The sequence below is a fragment of the Trebonia sp. genome, from assembly GCF_049794275.1.
Classification (GTDB): domain Bacteria; phylum Actinomycetota; class Actinomycetes; order Streptosporangiales; family Streptosporangiaceae; genus Trebonia.
Genome location: NZ_JBARCR010000519.1, coordinates 1 through 19,034, shown reverse-complemented (window position 1 = coordinate 19,034; position 19,034 = coordinate 1). Strand labels below are relative to the sequence as shown.

Below are 19,034 nucleotides of genomic sequence, written 5' to 3'. Positions count from 1 at the left end.
GGGCCGCGGAATACTGGCGCGGGCGCCGGCACGAAGGGCGCGGCGCCGGCCCTGGCCGCCCGCAGCCGCGACCCGTTCAGGCCATTCACCAGCGGCGCTCCGACCGAGGCCGTGGAAAGCCGCGTGCCATTCGGCCCGACGCTCGCGGGCAGGCCGCCGCCCAGCGGCAGCTCGGCGCAGCGGTCGGCCAGCCACCTGGCGGGCGGCCGGGCCCGCGGCTCGGTGGCGAGCGCCGCCACCACCAGCGGCAGCAGGGCCGCGGGAACGCCGGTAAGCTCCGCCTTCCCCTGCAGCACCCGGAAGAAGATCGTCTGGAAGGTCCCGCTGCCGTACGGCTGCCGCCCGGTCGCCGCGAACGCCACGGTCGCGCCCCAGGAGTGCACGTCGGACGCGCCGCTGCTCGCCTGGCCCTCGATGACCTCCGGCGCCAGGTACCCGGGCGTGCCCATCACCATGCCGGTCTGCGTCAGCCGCGTCGAGTCGGGGACGTGCGCGATGCCGAAGTCGATCACCACCGGCTGCCCGTCGACCAGCATCACGTTGCCAGGCTTGAGATCGCGGTGTACCACCCCGGCGGCGTGGATCGCGGCGATCGCCTCGGCCAGCCCCCCGGCCAGCCGGTCAAGCGCCTGCCCGCGCAGCGGGCCGTCCGTCCGCACGACGTCCTCGAGCGTGCGGCCGGGAACGTACCTGGTCACGATGTACGGCGCGTCGCCGGTGACGTCGGCGTCGAGGATCTCCGCGACGTACCGGCTGCGCACCCGCCGCATGGTCTCGACCTCACGGAGCAGGCGCCGCCTGGCGTTCGGGTCCGCCGCCACGGCAGGCCCGAGGATCTTGACCGCCACTGGCCGGCTTTCCGCGTCGCGGGCAAGGTAGACCACGCCCATGCCGCCTTCGCCGATCTTGTCGAGCAGGCGGTAAGGCCCGATCTTGCTCGGAAGCGCATCCAGTGCAGGCATCGTGCATTCAGATTACGTGCCGGTCCGAAGATTTTCTGTAAAGGGCAGATAACGGCGCTACGCGCCGGTGACGAGGCGGCGCAGGGCCTCGGCGGCCTGCGCGTTGTTCTCCGCGTGCACCACGAGCGCGCTGGCCAGCGCGCTCGCCCACTGCTGGAACGGCACGTTCTCCCTCGACAGCACCACGCCGCGGACCTCGCGGCAGATCTCGGCGGCGGGCTGCCCGTTCTTGACCGCGAGCGTCATGAGCTGGTCGCCGAGCCGCACCACCACCTTGGAGATCTCGCCGGGGCGGCCGCGCATCCGGTCGGACATCGAGCGCTCGCGCTCGACGGTCACGTAACCGGGCGGCAGCGCCTCGCTCAGCGACTTGGTGAGGACGCGCGTGTACACCGCCACGTCGGCGCTGTCCATCCGCAGCGCGGCCGTGACCATCTCGAGGGAAAGCGCGTCGTCAGGCTCAGTCACGGTCCAAGTATCGCACCTCAGCGCCCCTCGAAGGCGGCCTCACTGCGCTCGACGAAGCTGCGCATGCCCGTCTTCTGGTCCTCGGTGGCGAACAGCGCGGCGAACTGCAGCCGCTCGATCTCCAGGCCGGTGGCCAGGTCTACCTCGAGTCCCATGTTGACGGCCTGCTTGGCCGCGCGCAGCGCCAGCGCGGGCCCGGTGGCGTACCTGGCCACCATGTCCCGCGCGGCCTGGTAGACCTCCTCGTCGGGCACTACCGCGTCGGCCAGCCCGATCGCGAGGGCTTCGGCGGCGGCCACGTGCCTGCCGGTGAAGATCAGGTCCTTGGCCCGGGCCGGGCCGATCAGCCGCGGCAGCCGCTGCGTCCCGCCCGCCCCCGGGATGACGCCGAGCAGGATCTCGGGCTGGCCCACCTTCGCGCTCTCGCCGAGGACCCGGAAGTCTGCGCACAGCGCCAGTTCGAGGCCGCCGCCGAGCGCGTACCCTGTCACCGCCGCCACGACCGGCTTCGGGATGTCGGCGACGGCGCTGAACGCGGCCTGCAGCCGCGCCGACCGCTCGGCCATCTGCGGGTATCCGAGCTGCTCCATCTCCTTGATGTCAGCGCCCGCCGCGAACACTCGCTCACCGCCGTACAGGATGACCGTGCGAACGGCCGCGTCCTGGCTCACCTCGGCCGCCGCGGCGGCGATCTCCTCCTGGACCTGCGCGTTGAGCGCGTTCATCTTCGGCCGGTCCAGCCGGATTGTCGCGATAGCGTCCGCCACCTCGACCCGCACGAACTCGCCCAAGCTACCCACCTCCACACCCGTCACAGCTATGTCTCGCCGTAGCTTATTCGCCGCCACTGGACTAAGCTCTTAGCTAAGGGAGGGTACATTGGTCGCGGAGAGCAGCTCGCAGTTCAACATCCATGATGCGAAGACCAACCTGTCACGGATCATCGAGCGGGTCGAGCGCGGCGAGGAGATCATCATCAGCCGCGCGGGAACGCCTGTCGCCAAGGTGGTCCCGTTGAGCCGTGCCGTCCACCGGACGGCACGTGGCTCGCTGCGGGGCAAGCTCGTCATGGCGCCGGACTGGGATTCCCGCGAAGTCAACGACGCCATCGCCGGCGACTTCGGGACCGCGCCGTGAGCCTGTTGCTCGACACGCACGTCGTGCTCTGGTGGCTGGCCGACGACCCCGCGCTTGCCGACGACATCAAGGACCGGCTCGATCACGAGCCGGACGTCTACGTCAGCGCGGCGACTGTCTGGGAAGTGGCCATCAAGCAAGCGATCGGCAAACTCCCCGAACCCGCCGGGCTCCCGGAACGGATCCAGGAGAGCGGGTTCCGGCATCTGCCTATCGGCCTCGACCACGCGATTACCGCAGGGCGCCTGCCTATGATCCACCGCGACCCATTCGACAGAATGCTGGTCGCTCAAGCCCAGTGCGAGGACCTGACCCTAGTCACCCGGGACGAAAACTGCCGTAGGTACAGGGTCGCCATTCTCCCGGCCTGAACAGGCCAGGCCGGTCTGCGGGCTGAAGAAGCAAACAGCTCGCGGTATGAGAGTGCGCCTCCATTGGAACGGCTTGTGAAATCCTGCACAAAGCGCTTCCGCGGAAACGTCGTGGATGCGGAAGCCCGGCGCGGAATTCGGAGGCGGAGCGTCGCCGTCATGGGCATCTTGAACGGCTAACGCTGTACCGCAGGGATGGTGCGCGGTTATGGTAACCGCTGTGGAACGGTCTGCGGTGACCGGCGCGACGGGGAGCATACACGGCTTTCCGGCCGCGCTGACCAGTTTCGTGGGCCGGGCCGGGGTGGTGGACGAAATCGCCGGCCAGCTGAGTCAGTACCGGCTGGTGACGGTGACCGGCCCTGGGGGCGCCGGGAAGACGCGGCTGGCCGGCGAGGTAGCGAAGCGGGTGGCGGGCCGGTTCGCTGACGGGGTGTGGCTGGCGGAGCTGGCGGCGGTGCGGGACCCGGCGAAGGTGGCGGCCGCGGTGGCGTCGGCGCTGGGGATCCGGGAGCTGCCCGCGGTGGCGGCGGCCGATGCGCTGGCGCAGACGCTGGCGCGGCGGCAGTTGCTGCTGGTGCTGGATAACTGCGAGCAGGTGATCGACGCGGCGGCGGAGCTGTGCGGCAGGCTGCTGCTCGGCGCCGATGACGTGCGGGTGCTGGCCACCAGCCGGGAGCCGCTGCAGATAGCCGGGGAGGCACGGTACCGGCTGGCGCCGCTGACCCTGCCCGACCCGGATAATCCGGCGGATCCTGACGGGTCGGAGGCGGTGGCGCTGTTCGCGGACCGGGCCCGCAGGGCTGACGCGAGTTTCGCGCTGGACGGGGAGACCGCGCCGGTGGTGGCGCGGCTGGTGGCGCGGCTGGATGGGATGCCGCTGGCGATTGAGCTGGCGGCGGCGCGGGTCGAGGCGCTGGGCGTGGCGCAGCTGCTGGACCGGATCGATGACCGGTTCATCCTGCTGGAGGCGGGGGATCGGCTCGCGGCGGCCCGGCAGCGGTCGCTGGCGGCCACCGTGGAGTGGAGTTACCGGCTGTTGGATGAACGGGAGCGGCGGGTGTTCCGCGCGGTGTCGGTGTTCCCGGGGCCGTTCACGCTGGAGGGGGCCGAGGCGGTCGCGGGGCCTGGCGCCGGGCCCACTGTGCTGCATCTGGTGGACTGCTCGCTGCTGGTCCCGCCGCGGCCCGGCCCGGATGGCCGGTCCCGGTATGTGATGCTGGAGACGCTGCGGGCCTACGGGGCGGGGCTGCTGGCCGAGGCCGGCGAGGGCGACGCAGTTGCGGCGGGGCTGGCGGGGTACGCGTTGCGGGTGGCCGAGGACGCCATGTCGGGGCTGATGGCAGGCACCAGCGAGGTGACCGCGGCTCGGCGGCTGGATGCCGAGAGCGCCACCATGCGCCAGGTGCTGGACTGGGCGATGGAACACGGTGCGGCCGTGGCGCCGCCGCTGGCGGCCGCGCTGGCCTGGTGGTGGCAGATCCGTGGCCGGCTGGCGGGTCAGGTGCCGCTACTGCGCGCGGCCGTCGACCGCGCCGCCGTGGGCAGCGACTCGTGGTGCGCCGGTCACATCTGGCTCGGGCAGGCGTCGCTGGATTCTGCCGATCCGGCCGGGGCGCTGCGCCACTTCACCGCGGTCCGCGACGCCATCGGGGACCGCGGGCCGTTCCCGCTGCTGGCCAGGTGCCTGAGCGGCCGGTCCGCGACGTTGCTGACCATGGGCCGGATTGCCGAGGCGACCGAGGATGCCCGCCGTGCCGTGGCCCTGGCCCGGGACGGTGATTACCCGCTCGGCGAGGCGCTGGCCCTGGCGGCCCTCGGTCTGGTCGCCTGCGTCGCCGACGACCGCGTCGGCGCCGTGCAGCTGGCCCGGCGGGCAGAGCAGATCATGGCCGGCCTGCACGGCCCGATGGCCCGGGTGTGCGGCCACATCCTGACCACGGTGCTCATCGCGGCTGGCGACCTGGCCGCCGCCGAGCGGATTTGCGCGTCGGCCCTGGCCGGGGCCCGGGACGCGGGCGACCTGTCGAGTCTGGGGAACCTGCTGGAGAAGATGGTGGTCCTCGACCTCAGCACGGGCCGTTACGAGGACGCCGCCACACACCTGCGGGAAGGACTCCAGACCGCTTTGCGGACCGGCTCACGGGCCAGGGTGCTCGATGACCTGGACTGCTGCGGGTACCTGTGCGCCTTGACCGGACGCAGCGCCGAGGCCGTCACGGTATGGGCGGCGGTGGTCGCGCTGCAGGGGCGCGAGGGGTTCTCGGTCCCGTCACACCCGGATGTGCCCGAGGGCTGGTTCGAACGGCAGGAACCGCTGGGCGAAGCCCGGCGGGCCCTCGGGCCGGACCGGGCGCGGGCGGCAGGGGAACGCGGCGCGGCGATGAGCCTGGCCACCGCGGGCGAGTACGCCCTCTTGCTCACCGCCGCCGGCCCGCAGCCGCCGGCCGCGGCACCGGGCACGGAAGGGCTCAGCCCCCGGGAGCGGGAGCTGATCACCCTGGTGGCCCAGGGCCACACCGATGCGCAGATCGCCGGCCAGCTGTCCATCAGCGTGCGCACGGTCAGCTCGCACCTGGACCGCATCCGCGATAAGACCGGATGCCGGCGCCGCGCCGACCTTACCCGCCTAGCCCTTAGCGCCGGCCTGGTCTAACGCAGCCCTGGTGTTGCGCAGCCTGCGCCTGGCCGGGCAGCTGCCCGCCATGCGGTGTGGGTGATTCCACCCCGGACATGGTTGCCGGGAAAGAGGGGCGAAACGACCCCTGCCGCGGACCCGGCGAGGCGAGCGAACCTATGGCTGAGGGCCGGAAACCCGGCCAGTTCTTAGCAGATAGGACAAGACGATGACCGCGCAACTTACCCACGAGGGAATTCAGGCCCGGACGACAGAGCCGGCCACCCCGGCTGGCCGCGGGCGGCTCCGGGAAGCGTGCCACCGGATCCACCTGGCCATTCAGGAGATGAACCACGCGTCCCGGCGGGTCGTGGAGCTGCAGGCGCCATGGACCGTTGACGAGCAGTGGCACCGCAAGTGACCATCGGGGGCATGGAGTCGTTCGCGGGAAAGCTGGCAGTGCTGACCGGCGGGGGCTCGGGGATAGGCCGCGAGCTGGTCCGCCAGCTCGCGGCGCAGGGATGCTCGGTCGCGACCTGCGACCTGAATCCCGACACCATCGCGGTGACCGCGGCCACGGCGTGGGCAGCCGCCCCGCCCGGCGTCCAGGTCACCAGCCATGTCTGCGACGTCTCCGACGAGGCGCAGGTCCAGCGGTTCCGCGACGAGCTGCTCGAGCAGCACGCCAGCGATCACGTCGACCTGGTCTTCAGCAATGCGGGCGTCTTCGGCGGCGCCAGCTTCGTCAACGGCTCCCGCCAGGAGTGGGAGCGCACCTTCGCCATCAACTGGTGGGGCACGTATCTCTGCGCTCGCGCGTTCCTGCCGCTGCTGATCGCGAGCGGCGACGGCGTCCTGGTCAACATCAGCAGTGTGGCCGGTTTCTGGGCCACGGCAGGCCCTGGCGCGCCGCCGATCACCGCTTACAGCACGTCGAACTTCGTCATCAAGGGCTTCTCCGAAGCGCTCATCGAAGACCTGCGCTCCAATGCGCCGCAGGTCCGGGTTGTCGTGGTCATGCCCGGTGTCGTGAACACCGACATCGCCGAGAACTCCCGCCGCGCCCTCGGCCTGCCAGGGTGGGAGCAGCTGAGCGACGCCGAACTGCTGGAGCAGATCCCCGAGATCGGGCGGGCCGTGCTCATCGGGATGGGCCTGCTGACCGAGGACTTCTCGGCCGATGACCTGCGCCAGGCCATCCCGCGGCTGAAAAGCGAATTCCAGGGCAAAGGGTTCCTCCCGGCCCAGGCGGCGACCATCATCCTGGACGGGGTGCGATCCGGAGCGTGGCGGATCCTCGTCGGCGAGGACGCCAAGATGCTCGACGAGCAGGTGCGCGCGAACCCTGAGGCCCCCTTCAACTACGACGGCTACGCGGAGATGTTCGGCCCCCTGATAGCACAAGCACAAGCGGAAGCGTCAGGAACGCCGCAGCCCTAGCCGCGGCCTTACCTCAGGTCGCCGTTGGTCATGCCGGCCGGGGCGTCCGGGTAGGTGACCAGGCCCAGTTCAGCGCGGCTGGCGAGCAGCTCGTGATTGGGGAGCACCCGGACGGTGTAGCCGAACGGGCCCGGGCGGCCCAGTTCGACCGCGCCGGAGAAGCGGGCGTGCTGTCCCGGCACAGGTTCGTCCGCCTGCAGGGTGACGTAGCAGGGATCGACGATCTCGTCGTTGTCGCCCGGCGCCCCGTAGACGACCTCGACCGAGACGTCAGACGGGCTGAGCGGGCCGAGCGCGGCGGTGACGCGGACGTCGAGGACCGCGCCGAGGCTCGGCTCGGCGCCGTCGGCCTCGACGTGCTCGATCCGCACCGACGGCCAGGCCTCGCGGACGCGCTGGGTCCAGGCGGCGAGGTCGCGGCCGGCGTGGAAACTGGAGGCCGCCAGGGCGCGCGACGACTCCGCGGCGGGCGCGTACAGGGTCGTCACATACTCGCGGACCATGCGGTCGGCCTGGACGAGCGGGCCGAGGCTGCGGAAATTGTGCCGCACCATCTCGATCCAGCCGCCGGGGATGCCGTCGTGGTCGGTGTCGTAGAACAGCGGCGCGACAGACTTGGCGAGCAGCTCGTACAGCGCGGAGGCCTCGAGCTCGTCGCGGCGCGCGGGGTCGGTCACGCCGTCGGCGGTGGGGATCTCCCAGCCGTTGCCGCCGTCGTACCACTCGTCCCACCAGCCGTCCCGCACCGAGACGTTCAGGCCGCCGTTGAGTGCGACCTTCATGCCGGAGGTGCCGCAGGCCTCGAGCGGGCGCAGCGGGTTGTTGAGCCAGACGTCACAGCCCTGCACGAGGTAGCGGGCGAGCGCCATGTCGTAGTCGGGCAGGAAGACGATGCGGCGGCGGACGGCCTCGCTGTCGGCGAACCTGACCATCTGCTGGATCAGCCGCTTGCCGCCTTCGTCGGCGGGGTGGGCCTTGCCGGCGATGACGATCTGCAGCGGCCGGTCGGGGTCCAGCAGGAGCCCGGAGAGCCGCTGCGGGTCGTTGAGCATGAGGGTCAGCCGCTTGTACGACGGCACCCGGCGGGCGAACCCGATGGTCAGCACGTCCTCGTCCAGGACGTCGTCGATCCAGGTGAGCTCGGCGCCCGAGGCGCCGCGCTGACGCCAGGAGTCCCGCAGCCGCCGCCTGGTCTCGGTGACCATCGTGGCGCGGAGCTGGCGGCGGATCTCCCACAGCCGCGCGGCGTCGGCCGCGGCGGCGTCACCAAGCTCGGAGACCTTGCTGGCTTCCCAGGTGGGGGCGTGTACGCCGTTGGTGATCGAGCCAATCGGCACCTCGGAGGTGTCGAAGCCGGGCCACAGCCCGGCGAACATCTCGCGGCTGACCTGGCCGTGCAGCCGGGAAACGCCGTTGACCCGCTGGGCGAGCCGCATGCCCATCACGGCCATGTTGAACACGTGCGGGTCCCCGCCCGGGTAGGTTTCCGCGCCGAGCGTGAGGACCCGGTCCAGCGGCAGCGTCTCGCCGGCGGCGTCCTGGGCGAAGTACCGCTCGATGAGGTCGCGGGGAAACCTGTCGATGCCGGCGGGCACCGGCGTGTGGGTGGTGAACACGGTGCCGGCGCGGCACAGTTCGAGTGCCTCGTCGAAGGTCAGCCCGGCCACCGTGTACTCGCGGATCCGCTCGAGGCCGAGGAAGCCCGCGTGGCCCTCGTTGGTGTGGAACACCTCGGGCTCGGCGTGGCCGGTGATGGCGCAGAAGGCCCGCACGGCGCGGACGCCGCCGATGCCGAGCAGCAGTTCCTGGCGCAGCCGGTGCTCGCTGCCGCCGCCGTAGAGCCGGTCGGTGACCTCGTGCAGCGCGGGCTCGTTCTGCTCTACGTAGGAGTCGAGCAGCAGCAGCGGCACCCGCCCGACCTGCGCGAGCCAGACCTGGGCGGTGAGCAGCTTGCCGCCGGCCAGGATCACGCTGACCAGCACCGGGTCGTTCGTCTCAGGGTCGCGCAGCAGGGTGAGCGGCAGGCCGTTCGGGTCGTCGGCCGGGTAGCGCTCGGTCTGCCAGCCGTCGGCGGACAGCGACTGGGTGAAGTAGCCGTGGCGGTAGAGCAGCCCCACGCCGATAACGGGGACGCCCAGGTCGCTGGCCGACTTAAGGTGATCCCCTGCCAGGATGCCGAGGCCGCCGGAGTACTGCGGGAGCACGGCGGTGATGCCGTACTCCGGGGAGAAGTACGCGATCGCGTTCGGCAGCGTGCCCGCGGCGGCCGGCGCGCCGGACTGGTACCAGCGCGGCTCGCCGGTGTACTGGCGCAGGTCGGCCACCGCTGCGTCCATGCGGCGCAGAAAGTCCTCGTCGGCAGCCAGGCCGGCGAGCCTTCCCGGCCGCAGCGTGCTCAGCATGGCTACCGGGTCGCCACTGGACGCGGCCCACCCCGCCGGGTCTATCGACTCGAAGAGCTCAACCGTCGGCGGGTGCCAGGACCAGCGCAGATTGAGCATCAAGTCATGCAGCGGCGCGAGCGGCTGCGGAAGCGTCACGCGGACCGTGAAACGTCGGATCGCTCTCACGGGGAGTCATCATAAGCGGCCGCGGGACGTGCCCGCGGCCCATTGTCGGGCAGGGTCGTCACAACCCCTGGCCCGCTGGAATTCCCGGATCAGGACTGGGTACGGTTGCGGCGTGATCGGACGCATTCCCATCCTTGACGTCCAGCCTGTGGTGGACTGCGCGCGCCGCCCGGCCAAGGCGGTCGCCGGCGAGACTTTTCAGGTCAGCGCCACCGTCATCAGGGAAGGGCACGGCGCGCTCGGCGCCGGCGTGGTTTTGCGAGATCCGGCGGGCAGACCGAGCCCGCTGGTGCGGATGCGCCCGCTGGCACCGGGGACGGACCGGTACGGCGCCGAGGTCACGGTGACGGAAGAGGGCACCTGGCAGTTCCATGTCGAGTCGTGGAGCGATCCGATCGCGGCCTGGCACCACGACGCGGCCATCAAGGTCCCGCTGGGCCAGGACGTGGAGCTGATGCTGACCGAGGGCGCGCTGCTCTTCGAGCGGGCGGCCCGCTCGATCAGGCAACCGCCCGGCGCCGCCAGGCCCGCCGCGGCCAGGACCGCGCTGAACGCGCTCGCCAGGAAGCTGCGGGACCGGGGCGTGCCACCCTGGGACCGGCTGGCGGCCGCCGAGACGCGAGAGATCAGGGAGATCCTCGCCAGGTACCCGCTCCGCCAGCTGCTCACCAGGTCCGCTAGGTATCCGGTGCTGGTGGACCGGCTGCGGGCGCTGTACAGCTCCTGGTACGAGTTCTTCCCGCGGTCAGAGGGAGTGCAGTTCGACCCGCTGGGCCGCAGGGAGCCGGAGCCTGGGACGCTGCGCACCGCCGCACGCCGGCTCGAGGCGATCGCGGACATGGGCTTCGACGTCGTTTACCTGCCGCCCGTCCACCCGATCGGGACCACGTTCCGCAAGGGGCGGAACAACACGCTCGAGGCCAGGCCAAGCGACCCCGGCTCGCCCTGGGCGATCGGCGCCCCCGAGGGCGGGCACGACGCGATCCACCCGGACCTCGGCACGTTCGCGGACTTCGACGCGTTCGTGTCCCGGGCCAGGGACCTCGGGCTCGAAGTGGCGATCGACCTGGCACTGCAGGCGTCGCCCGACCACCCATGGGTGAAAGAGCACCCAGAGTGGTTCACCACGCGGGCCGACGGGTCGATCGCGTACGCGGAGAACCCGCCGAAGAAATACCAGGACATCTACCCGCTCAACTTCGACAACGACCCCCAGGGCATTTACGCGGAGGTATTGCGGACGGTCCGGCTATGGATGGACCACGGCGTGCGGATCTTCCGGGTCGACAACCCGCACACCAAGCCGCTCCGGTTCTGGGAGCGGCTGCTCGCCACGATCCGGCAGACCGATCCCGACGTGCTGTTCCTTGCCGAGGCGTTCACCAGGCCGGCGATGATGGCCACGCTCGCGAAAGTCGGCTTCCACCAGTCGTACACCTACTTCACCTGGCGCAACAGCAAGGACGAGCTGACCGAGTACATGCGGGAGCTGGCCGGTCCCGCAGCCGCCTACATGCGCCCGAACTTCTTCGCCAATACGCCCGACATCCTGCACGAGTACCTTCAGCACGGCGGACCGCCCGCATTCAAGATTCGTGCCGTCCTGGCAGCCATGCTTAGCCCTTCCTGGGGTATCTATTCCGGATATGAGCTGTGTGAGAACACACCGCTGCGCCCAGGCAGCGAGGAGTACCTGGACTCGGAGAAATACCAGTACCGGCCCAGGGGCTGGGAGACCGCGGCGCGGGACGGACTCGGGATAGCCCCGTTGATCACAGATCTGAATCGGATCAGGAAATCTCATCCGGCGGTGCACTGGCTGCGTAATCTACGGTTTCATCACGTGGATCAGCCAGACCTGATCTGCTTCTCCAAGCGCGTGCCGGACCGGGAGATAACCGGCGCCGGGACCAGCGCCGGAAGCACCTACGGGGCAGGTACCATCGCGGAGAGATCCTCCGCACAGGCAGCGCCGCAGGCGGCGGAACAGGGCGGCGTGGCCGGGGACACCGTCCTGGTCGTAGTGAATCTTGACCCGCACCAGGCCAGAGAGGCCACGGTCTGGCTTGACATGCCCGCGCTCGGCATGGATTGGCCCGAGGGGTTCACCGTCAAGGACGAACTCGACGGCGAATCGTACCGGTGGGGACAGGCCAACTACGTACGCCTCGACCCAGCCTGGCGCCCCGCACACATCTTCACCGTTACGCGTGACCTGGCATGACGGATTAGCCTTGGCATGTGTAGGCCGCGCATATCCAGGAGAAGCAAGCAGTGACAGAGCACGAGCCGGCAGCCGGCTGGTCAGTTGCCCGGCAGGACAGCATCTCGCCGCTCGCGAGCACCACCGGCTCGTTCGCCGCGGTGCCGAACGAGCCGGTGCCCGACTTCGCCCTCGACCGGCCGCGGGACCCCGAGTGGTACCGGCGCGCGGTCTTCTACGAGGTGCTGATCCGCGGCTTCCAGGACGCCAGCGGCGACGGCACCGGCGACATCAGGGGCCTCACGTCGCGACTGGACTACCTGCAGTGGCTGGGGATCGACTGCATCTGGCTGCTGCCGATCTACGACTCCCCGCTCCGTGACGGCGGCTATGACATCGCCGACTTCATGCGGGTCCTCGACGACTACGGGAACATCGCCGACTTCGTCGAACTGGTCGAGGAGGCGCACAAGCGCGGCATCCGGGTCATCGCCGACCTGGTCATGAACCACACCAGCGACCAGCACTCGTGGTTCCAGGCGAGCCGCACCGACCCGGACGGCCCCTTCGGCGACTTCTACGTCTGGTCCGACGACCCGGATAAGTACGCCGACGCGCGGATCATCTTCGTCGACACCGAGACCTCGAACTGGACGTTCGACCCCGTGCGCGGCCAGTACTACTGGCACCGGTTCTTCTCCCACCAGCCGGACCTGAACTTCGAGAACCCCAGGGTCCAGGACGCGATGATCGAGGTGCTCAGGTTCTGGCTCGACCTTGGCATCGACGGCTTCCGGCTAGACGCCGTGCCCTACCTCTACGAGCGGGAGGGCACCAACTGCGAGAACCTCAAGGAAACGCACGAGTACCTGAAGCGGATCCGCGCCGAGGTGGACAGGCTGTACCCGGACCGCGTGCTGCTCGCCGAGGCCAACCAGTGGCCCGCCGACGTGGTGCAGTACTTCGGCGACCCGGAGACCGGCGGCAACGAGTGCCACATGGCTTTCCACTTCCCGCTGATGCCGCGCATTTTCATGGCCGTGCGCCGCGAGCAGCGCTACCCGATCTCGGAGATCATGGCCCAGACGCCGAAGATCCCCGGGGGCTGCCAGTGGGGCATCTTCCTGCGCAACCACGACGAGCTCACGCTGGAGATGGTCACCGACGACGAGCGGGACTACATGTACACGGAGTACGCCAAGGACCCGCGGATGAAGGCGAACATCGGCATCAGGCGGCGGCTGTCCCCGCTGCTCGACAACGACCGCAACCAGCTCGAGCTGTTCACCGCGCTGCTGCTCAGCCTGCCCGGCTCGCCCGTCATGTACTACGGCGACGAGATCGGCATGGGCGACAACATATGGCTCGGCGACCGGGACGGCGTGCGCACGCCCATGCAGTGGACGCCCGACCGGAATGGCGGCTTCTCGAGCTGCGACCCGCAGCGCCTGTACCTGCCGCCGGTCATGGACCCGATCTACGGCTACCAGTCGCTGAACGTCGAGGCCCAGCAGCGCATCCCGCAGTCGCTGCTGCACTGGACCCGCCGGATGATCGAGATCAGGAAGCGGCACCCCGTCTTCGGGCTCGGCGCCTACGACGAGCTCGCCTCGAGCAACCCGAGCGTGCTCGCCTTCGTCCGCGAGTACGACGCGGCGGGCACCATGGCGGCGCAGCGGCTGCTCGGGGAGCACGGCGCCGCCTGGGAGCACGACGCGAGCGACCAGATCCTGTGCGTCAACAACCTGTCGAGGTTCCCGCAGCCGGTCGAGCTTGACCTGCGCAGGTTCATGGGCGTCACGCCGGTGGAGTGCATGGGCGGCGTGACGTTCCCGCGGATCGGCGAGCTGCCGTACCTGCTGACGCTGCCAGGACATGGCTTCTACTGGTTTCAGCTTCCCGCTGTGAGGGAGGAACATGACCGATAGGCCGGCCAACGGCCCAGGTCGGCACCTGCGATAGAACAGGGGCAGCCGGGTCCGTAAGCGGCACCCCATGGGATGAGCGAGGCCGATGGCTTTCGAGGAAGCTCTAGCGACGTGGCTGGTCAAGCAGCGGTGGTTCGCCGGCAAAGGGCGCGGGCTGCGAGATCTCGCGATCGTCGCGGATACCGAGGTCGTCGGCGGCGATCCTGAACTGCGGCACCTGATCGTCACCGTCTCCTACGACACGACCGTCGACTACTACCAGGTGCTGACCGGGCTGCGCCACGAGCTGCCTGACGAACTGCAGCACGCGCACATAGGCCCGTCCGACGACGGACGGCAGGCGTACGACGGGCTGCACGACGCCGAGCTCACCAGGACGCTGCTCGCGGGCATCGCCGCCGACGAGTCGATCGGCAGGCTGCGGATGCGGACGATACCCGGCGCCTCCTTCGAGACCGGGCTCGACAGCCTGGTGCTCGGCGGCGAGCAGAGCAACACCAGCCTGGTGTACGGCGAGGAGTCGATCCTCAAGGTGTTCCGGCGACTGTCCCCCGGCCCCAACCCGGACCTCGAGGTGACCACCGCCCTCGCGCGGCTGGGATCGCAGCACGTCGCCGAGCCGTTCGGCTGGATCGAGACCACGCTGGACGGCGTCCCCACCAGCCTGGCGATCCTGTCCAGGTACCTGCGGCTGGCCTCCGACGGCTGGTCACTCGCGGCGACGAGCGTGCGTGACCTGTACGCGATGGAGGACGGCACGGGCGACGGCGTGCGGGCGGCCGAGGCCGGCGGCGACTTCGCCGGCGAGGCGTACCGGCTCGGCATCGCCACCGCCCAGGTACACGCCGACCTGGCCGCCGCGTTCGGCGCCGACGTGCTCGGCGACGGCGTGCTGCGCGAGCTGACCGAGCAGATGTTCTGGAAGCTCGACCTGGCGGAGGCCGCGGTGCCCGAGCTCGGCAGGTACGGCGAGATGCTCGGCGACGCCTACTCCAGCCTGGCCAAGCTGCGGGACCCGATCCCGGTGCAGCGCGTGCACGGCGACTACCACCTGGGCCAGGTGATGCGCACGACGGAGACCGGCTGGGTAGTGCTCGACTTCGAGGGCGAGCCGGCCACCCCGCTCGCGCAGCGCCGCGCCCGCTCCTCCCCGCTGCGCGACGTGGCCGGGATGCTCCGCTCCTTCGACTACGCCGCCAGGCACCAGCTCATCGGCCACCCGGAGCAGTTCGGCCTCAACGCGGTCGCCGGCGACTGGGTGCGGCGGAACGCGAGCGCCTTCTGCGCCGGGTACGCGGAAGCGGGCGGCCAGGACCCGGACGAGAACGACGTGCTGCTGCGGGCGCTGCAGCTCGACAAGGCAGTGTACGAAGTACTGTACGAGGCAAGGCACCGGCCGTCCTGGCTGCAGATTCCGCTTGACTCACTCGCGGAGTTCTAGATGACACACGACTTGTCCACTTCGACGTCAGCGGGAAAGCCCGCTCCAGGCACGGGCGGCGTATCCCTGCGCGAGATCGAGCGCGTGGTCGCCGGCCAGCACCACGATCCGCACTCGGTGCTCGGCGCGCACCTCGGCCCGCACGGCGTGACGATCCGCGCGCTGCGGCCGCTCGCCGAGTCGGTCACCGTGGTGCTGCCGGACGGCCGCCGGTTCCCGATGCCGCACCGTCACCAGGGCGTGTTCGAGGTGACGCTGCCGGAGCCGCAGGCATCCGTTCCCGAGTACCTGCTCGAAGTCACGTACCCGGGAGAATCATCCGGAACGTACGCGGCCGGCTCCACGGCGCTTCAGGACGACCCGTACCGGCACCTCCCCACGCTCGGCGAGTTCGACTTGCACCTGATCGCCGAGGGCAGGCACGAGCAGCTGTGGACGGTGCTCGGCGCACGGCCGCGCGGCACCGGCACCGCGTTCGCGGTATGGGCGCCGAACGCGCGCGGCGTCCGGGTGAGCGGCGACTTCAACTTCTGGGACGGCCGCACCCACCCGATGCGCTCCCTTGGCGGCGCCGGGGTGTGGGAGCTTTTCATCCCTGGCGTGGGCGCTGGCACGCGGTACAAGTACTCGATCTGCGGGCCGGACGGCGAGTGGCGGGAGAAGGCCGACCCGATGGCGGTGCTCGCCGAGACCCCGCCGGCCACCGCCTCCGTGGTGTACGAGTCGGCGTACGAGTGGGCCGACGCGGACTGGATGACCGCGCGGGCGGCGCGGCAGCCGGTGACCAGCGCGATGAGCGTCTACGAGGTGCACCTCGGCTCATGGCGGCCCGGGCTGTCCTACCGCCAGCTGGCCGGCGAGCTCGCCGCCTACGTGACCGACATGGGCTTCACCCACGTGGAGTTCCTGCCCGTCGCCGAGCATCCGTTCGGCGGTTCGTGGGGCTACCAGGTCACCTCGTACTACGCGCCGACCTCGCGGTACGGCTCGCCTGACGACTTCAGGTACCTGGTGGACATGCTGCACCAGGCCGGCATCGGGGTGATCGTCGACTGGGTCCCCGCGCATTTCCCGCGCGACTCCTGGGCGCTCGCGGAATTCGACGGCACACCGCTGTACGAGCACGCCGACCCGCGGCTGGGGGCGCACCCGGACTGGGGCACGCTGGTGTTCAACTACGGCCGCTCCGAGGTCAGGAACTTCCTGGTCGCCAACGCCATCTACTGGCTGGAGGAATTCCACATCGATGGCCTCCGGGTCGACGCGGTCGCGTCGATGCTCTACCTGGACTACTCGCGGCAGCCCGGCCAGTGGACGCCGAACGCGTACGGCGGCCGGGAGAACCTGGACGCCATCTCGTTCCTCCAGGAAACCAACGCGACCTGCTACAAGCGGGTGCCGGGCATCATGATGATCGCCGAGGAGTCCACCGCGTGGCCCGGCGTCACCAGGCCAGTGCACCTCGGCGGCCTCGGCTTCGGCTTCAAGTGGAACATGGGCTGGATGAACGACACGCTCGATTACATGCGGCGGGACCCGATCTTCCGCCAGTACCACCACAACGAGCTGACGTTCTCGCTGGTCTACGCGTTCTCGGAGAACTTCGTCCTGCCGCTCTCGCACGACGAGGTGGTGCACGGGAAAGGCTCGCTGCTCGGCAAGATGCCCGGCGACGAATGGCGCAAGTTCGCGGGCCTGCGGGCGCTGCTCGCCTACATGTGGGCGCACCCGGGGAAGCAGCTGCTGTTCATGGGCTCGGAATTCGGCCAGAACAGCGAGTGGTCGGAGACGAACGGCCTGGACTGGTGGGTGCTGCAATACCACTTCCACTCGGGCGTGCAGCGCATGGTGCGGGACATGAACGCCGCGTACCGGTCGTCGCCCGCCTTCTGGTCGCAGGACACCATCCCCGACGGCTTCTCCTGGATCGACGCCAACGACGCGCACGGCAACGTCCTGTCGTTCCTGCGGTTCGGCTCGCAGGAGCACGGCGTCCCCGTGCTGGCGTGCGTGGCCAACTTCTCCGCGATGCCGCACAACGACTACCGGATCGGCCTGCCGCTGGCCGGCCGCTGGCGCGAGGTGCTCAACACCGACGCCACCGTCTATGGCGGCAGCGGCGTCGGCAACCTGGGCGCCGTCAACGCGGTCCCGAAGCCCTGGCACGGCCGCCCGGCCTCCGCGTCGATCGCCCTGCCGCCGTTCGGAGTGCTCTGGCTGACCCCCGAGCGGTAGCCCCAGACCGGTAGCAGGGATCGCTAGGCTACGGATGTGCAGACGTGGGAGGCGATCCGTTCCCGGCGGAACGTGCGGTCGTTCGAGGACCGGCCGATCGCCGACGACCATCTCGACGAGATCCTTGAGTCCGGCCGCAGGTCGCCGTCCTCGCAGAACTGGCAGCCCTGGGACTTCATCCTGGTGCGGCAGCGCGAGCAGCTGCTGCAGCTCGCGCACGTGTGGCGGGGCGCCGGCCACGTGGCGCACGCGGCCGCGGCGATCGCGCTGATCGCGCCGCTGCCGAAGGACGAGCGGCAGCGGAACCGGGTGCAGTACGACCTCGGCCAGGCCACGATGAGCATCATGCTCGCGGCGGCCGGCCTTGGCATCGGCAGCGGTCACGCGAGCGTCAGCGACCAGGACCTCGCGCGCGGCCTGCTCGGCTTTCCCGGCGACAGGTTCTGCGCTTACCTGATCTCGCTCGGCTACCCGGCCGATCGCCCGCTGACGCTGATCCGCCACCCGGACCGCCGCCCGTTCGACGAGGTCGTGCACCGCGACCGCTGGTTACCTGCTTCCGAAATCCATGGCGTTTCCGTCGTGATAGCAACGGAAACGCCATGGATTTAGCAGCCGTTACGTGACGGGCACGATCTTCGCGCCGGCCACCTGGCCGTCGGCGATGTCAAGCACGCCAAGCGTGCCGTGCGGCTGGCGGCGGCGGTCGGTGGGCGAGCCCGGGTTGAAGATCCGGAACCCGCCGTCAGCGGAGGCGACGTCCAGCGGGATGTGCGAGTGGCCGAACACAACCAGGCTGGCGTCGGGGAACCGGCCCCGCAGCCGGGCCAGCCGTCCGGCGGCAGGCCCGCTGTCGTGCACCATCGCGACCCGCAGGCCGTCCACCGTCACGACAGCGGTCTCCGGCGCGCCCCAGGCCGCCACGTCGGGGCCGTCGTTGTTGCCCATGACCGCGGTCACCGGCGCGTACTGAGCAAGCTCGTCGAGCACCGCCGCCGTGCACACGTCACCCGCGTGCAGGATCAGGCCGGCGCCGCGCAGCCACGAGGCGACCGCGGGCGGGCAGGATTTCCACCGCCGCGGCGCGTGCGTGTCGGACAGGACGACTACGCGACGCGTCGCGGGCCCTTTTCCGGCTGCTGGATCGAGGGCAGCACCGAAGTCAGCGCGGAACTAGTTTCCTTCACTTGCTTCTTCTGCTTCGCCTGTTCCTCCGCGTGCGCGATGGCGGGGGCCATCCGGGAGACGATGTCACGGCGTCTGCGGCCCGTCTGGACCGCCTTGAGCACACGGTCCAGCAGGTACAGCAGCCCGGCGATGAGGACAACGGCGACGACGGCAATCACGAGCATGCGCATCAGGTTCCCAGTAGTAGACAGGACAACCACATCGTGCGATGCAGGGGTGAGGATTACCTCAATATTAGCTGTTCACAGCAGCTCAATGAGCCACCCGGGTCCCGCGACGCTGGCGCCGAGCGCCGCGCAGCGGCGGCGGAGCTCACGGTCCGCGGTCACCACGAGACAGGACGCGGAGGCCGCGGTGAGCGAAGCTACCTCGGCGACGATCGCGTCGTCTCCCGACCCCGGTGCCGTCACCACGCGAACCTCCGGCGGGACATCGGCCAGCGACGCCGCCGCCGCCCGCGCCTGCCCCTCGAGC

At 70.3% G+C, this 19,034-nt stretch carries 16 protein-coding genes and 1 pseudogene; 10 read left to right on the top strand and 7 right to left on the bottom strand.

Annotated features, from left to right (window positions below; translation table 11 throughout):
• The 3 genes from WA805_RS14270 to WA805_RS14260 all read right to left on the bottom strand — a co-directional run.
• Window positions 1-962, bottom strand: a 962-nt coding sequence (locus WA805_RS14270; RefSeq protein ID WP_425242560.1) for a serine/threonine-protein kinase, incomplete at its 3' end; no start/stop codon positions are given.
• Window positions 963-1,019: 57 nt separating this feature from the next.
• Window positions 1,020-1,430 carry a hypothetical protein gene (locus WA805_RS14265; protein WP_422274034.1) on the bottom strand — a complete coding sequence of 137 codons (411 nt, stop codon included), beginning with the start codon at window positions 1,428-1,430 and terminating at the stop codon, window positions 1,020-1,022.
• A 17-nt stretch (window positions 1,431-1,447) separates the two neighbouring features.
• Window positions 1,448-2,221: an enoyl-CoA hydratase/isomerase family protein gene (locus WA805_RS14260; RefSeq protein WP_422289527.1), complete on the bottom strand. Its 774-nt coding sequence runs from the start codon at window positions 2,219-2,221 to the stop codon at window positions 1,448-1,450.
• 88 nt (window positions 2,222-2,309) lie between these two features.
• Between WA805_RS14260 and WA805_RS14255 the strand changes: the two genes are divergently transcribed.
• From WA805_RS14255 to WA805_RS14235, 5 genes are all read left to right on the top strand, one after another.
• Entirely contained in the window at window positions 2,310-2,567 is a 258-nt protein-coding gene (locus WA805_RS14255) for a type II toxin-antitoxin system Phd/YefM family antitoxin (protein WP_422274038.1), read from the top strand.
• Window positions 2,564-2,938, top strand: coding sequence for a type II toxin-antitoxin system VapC family toxin (locus tag WA805_RS14250; protein WP_425242559.1), 375 nt, complete (start codon window positions 2,564-2,566; stop codon window positions 2,936-2,938). Before WA805_RS14255 ends, WA805_RS14250 begins: the two co-directional genes overlap by 4 nt.
• A gap of 220 nt (window positions 2,939-3,158) precedes the next feature.
• A complete protein-coding gene (locus tag WA805_RS14245) occupies window positions 3,159-5,594 on the top strand; it encodes a LuxR C-terminal-related transcriptional regulator (protein WP_425242558.1) in 2,436 nt (811 codons plus the stop codon).
• Between the two features lie 190 nt (window positions 5,595-5,784).
• The gene (locus WA805_RS14240; RefSeq protein WP_424560892.1) at window positions 5,785-5,976 is read left to right on the top strand and encodes a hypothetical protein; all 192 of its coding nucleotides are present in this window, start codon (window positions 5,785-5,787) and stop codon (window positions 5,974-5,976) included.
• Between the two features lie 11 nt (window positions 5,977-5,987).
• Complete coding sequence (locus tag WA805_RS14235) at window positions 5,988-6,995, top strand: SDR family NAD(P)-dependent oxidoreductase (RefSeq protein WP_424560893.1); 1,008 nt, start codon at window positions 5,988-5,990, stop codon at window positions 6,993-6,995.
• An 8-nt stretch (window positions 6,996-7,003) separates the two neighbouring features.
• Here the strand turns inward: WA805_RS14235 and glgP are convergent, their stop codons facing one another.
• A complete protein-coding gene (glgP, locus tag WA805_RS14230; protein ID WP_422281682.1) occupies window positions 7,004-9,565 on the bottom strand; it encodes an alpha-glucan family phosphorylase in 2,562 nt (853 codons plus the stop codon).
• Window positions 9,566-9,677: 112 nt separating this feature from the next.
• On the opposite strand from glgP, the gene WA805_RS14225 reads away from it, so the two are divergent.
• The 5 genes from WA805_RS14225 to WA805_RS14205 all read left to right on the top strand — a co-directional run bounded on the left by WA805_RS14225 (window position 9,678) and on the right by WA805_RS14205 (window position 17,984).
• On the top strand, window positions 9,678-11,789 hold the full coding sequence (locus WA805_RS14225) for an alpha-1,4-glucan--maltose-1-phosphate maltosyltransferase (RefSeq protein ID WP_424563549.1): 2,112 nt from the start codon (window positions 9,678-9,680) through the stop codon (window positions 11,787-11,789).
• A gap of 50 nt (window positions 11,790-11,839) precedes the next feature.
• On the top strand, window positions 11,840-13,696 hold the full coding sequence (treS, locus tag WA805_RS14220; RefSeq protein ID WP_422289501.1) for a maltose alpha-D-glucosyltransferase: 1,857 nt from the start codon (window positions 11,840-11,842) through the stop codon (window positions 13,694-13,696).
• Between the two features lie 85 nt (window positions 13,697-13,781).
• Complete coding sequence (locus tag WA805_RS14215) at window positions 13,782-15,137, top strand: maltokinase N-terminal cap-like domain-containing protein (RefSeq protein ID WP_422327038.1); 1,356 nt, start codon at window positions 13,782-13,784, stop codon at window positions 15,135-15,137.
• The gene (glgB, locus tag WA805_RS14210) at window positions 15,138-17,372 is read left to right on the top strand and encodes a 1,4-alpha-glucan branching protein GlgB (protein ID WP_425242557.1); all 2,235 of its coding nucleotides are present in this window, start codon (window positions 15,138-15,140) and stop codon (window positions 17,370-17,372) included. It abuts the gene before it with no gap.
• 36 nt (window positions 17,373-17,408) lie between these two features.
• Window positions 17,409-17,984 (top strand): nitroreductase family protein, encoded by a 576-nt coding sequence (locus WA805_RS14205; RefSeq protein ID WP_422276102.1) that lies wholly within the window; start codon window positions 17,409-17,411, stop codon window positions 17,982-17,984.
• Between the two features lie 6 nt (window positions 17,985-17,990).
• Here WA805_RS14205 and WA805_RS14200 read toward each other — a convergent pair whose 3' ends face one another.
• The 3 genes and pseudogenes from WA805_RS14200 to WA805_RS14190 form a co-directional block, all read right to left on the bottom strand.
• Window positions 17,991-18,473, bottom strand: coding sequence for a metallophosphoesterase family protein (locus WA805_RS14200; protein WP_425238958.1), 483 nt, complete (start codon window positions 18,471-18,473; stop codon window positions 17,991-17,993).
• Between the two features lie 5 nt (window positions 18,474-18,478).
• Window positions 18,479-18,724, bottom strand: a complete 246-nt coding sequence (locus WA805_RS14195; RefSeq protein ID WP_422276104.1) for a hypothetical protein — start codon at window positions 18,722-18,724, stop codon at window positions 18,479-18,481.
• Window positions 18,725-18,802: 78 nt separating this feature from the next.
• Window positions 18,803-19,034: pseudogene (locus WA805_RS14190) on the bottom strand (NUDIX hydrolase); the annotation flags it as partial.

Coding starts and splice junctions, on each gene's coding strand:
- WA805_RS14240 (WP_424560892.1), top strand. CDS start 5,785: ATGACCGCGCAACTTACCCACGAGGGAATTCAGGCCCGGACGACAGAG.
- WA805_RS14195 (WP_422276104.1), bottom strand. CDS start 18,724: ATGCTCGTGATTGCCGTCGTCGCCGTTGTCCTCATCGCCGGGCTGCTG.
- WA805_RS14235 (WP_424560893.1), top strand. CDS start 5,988: ATGGAGTCGTTCGCGGGAAAGCTGGCAGTGCTGACCGGCGGGGGCTCG.
- glgB (WP_425242557.1), top strand. CDS start 15,138: ATGACACACGACTTGTCCACTTCGACGTCAGCGGGAAAGCCCGCTCCA.
- WA805_RS14215 (WP_422327038.1), top strand. CDS start 13,782: ATGGCTTTCGAGGAAGCTCTAGCGACGTGGCTGGTCAAGCAGCGGTGG.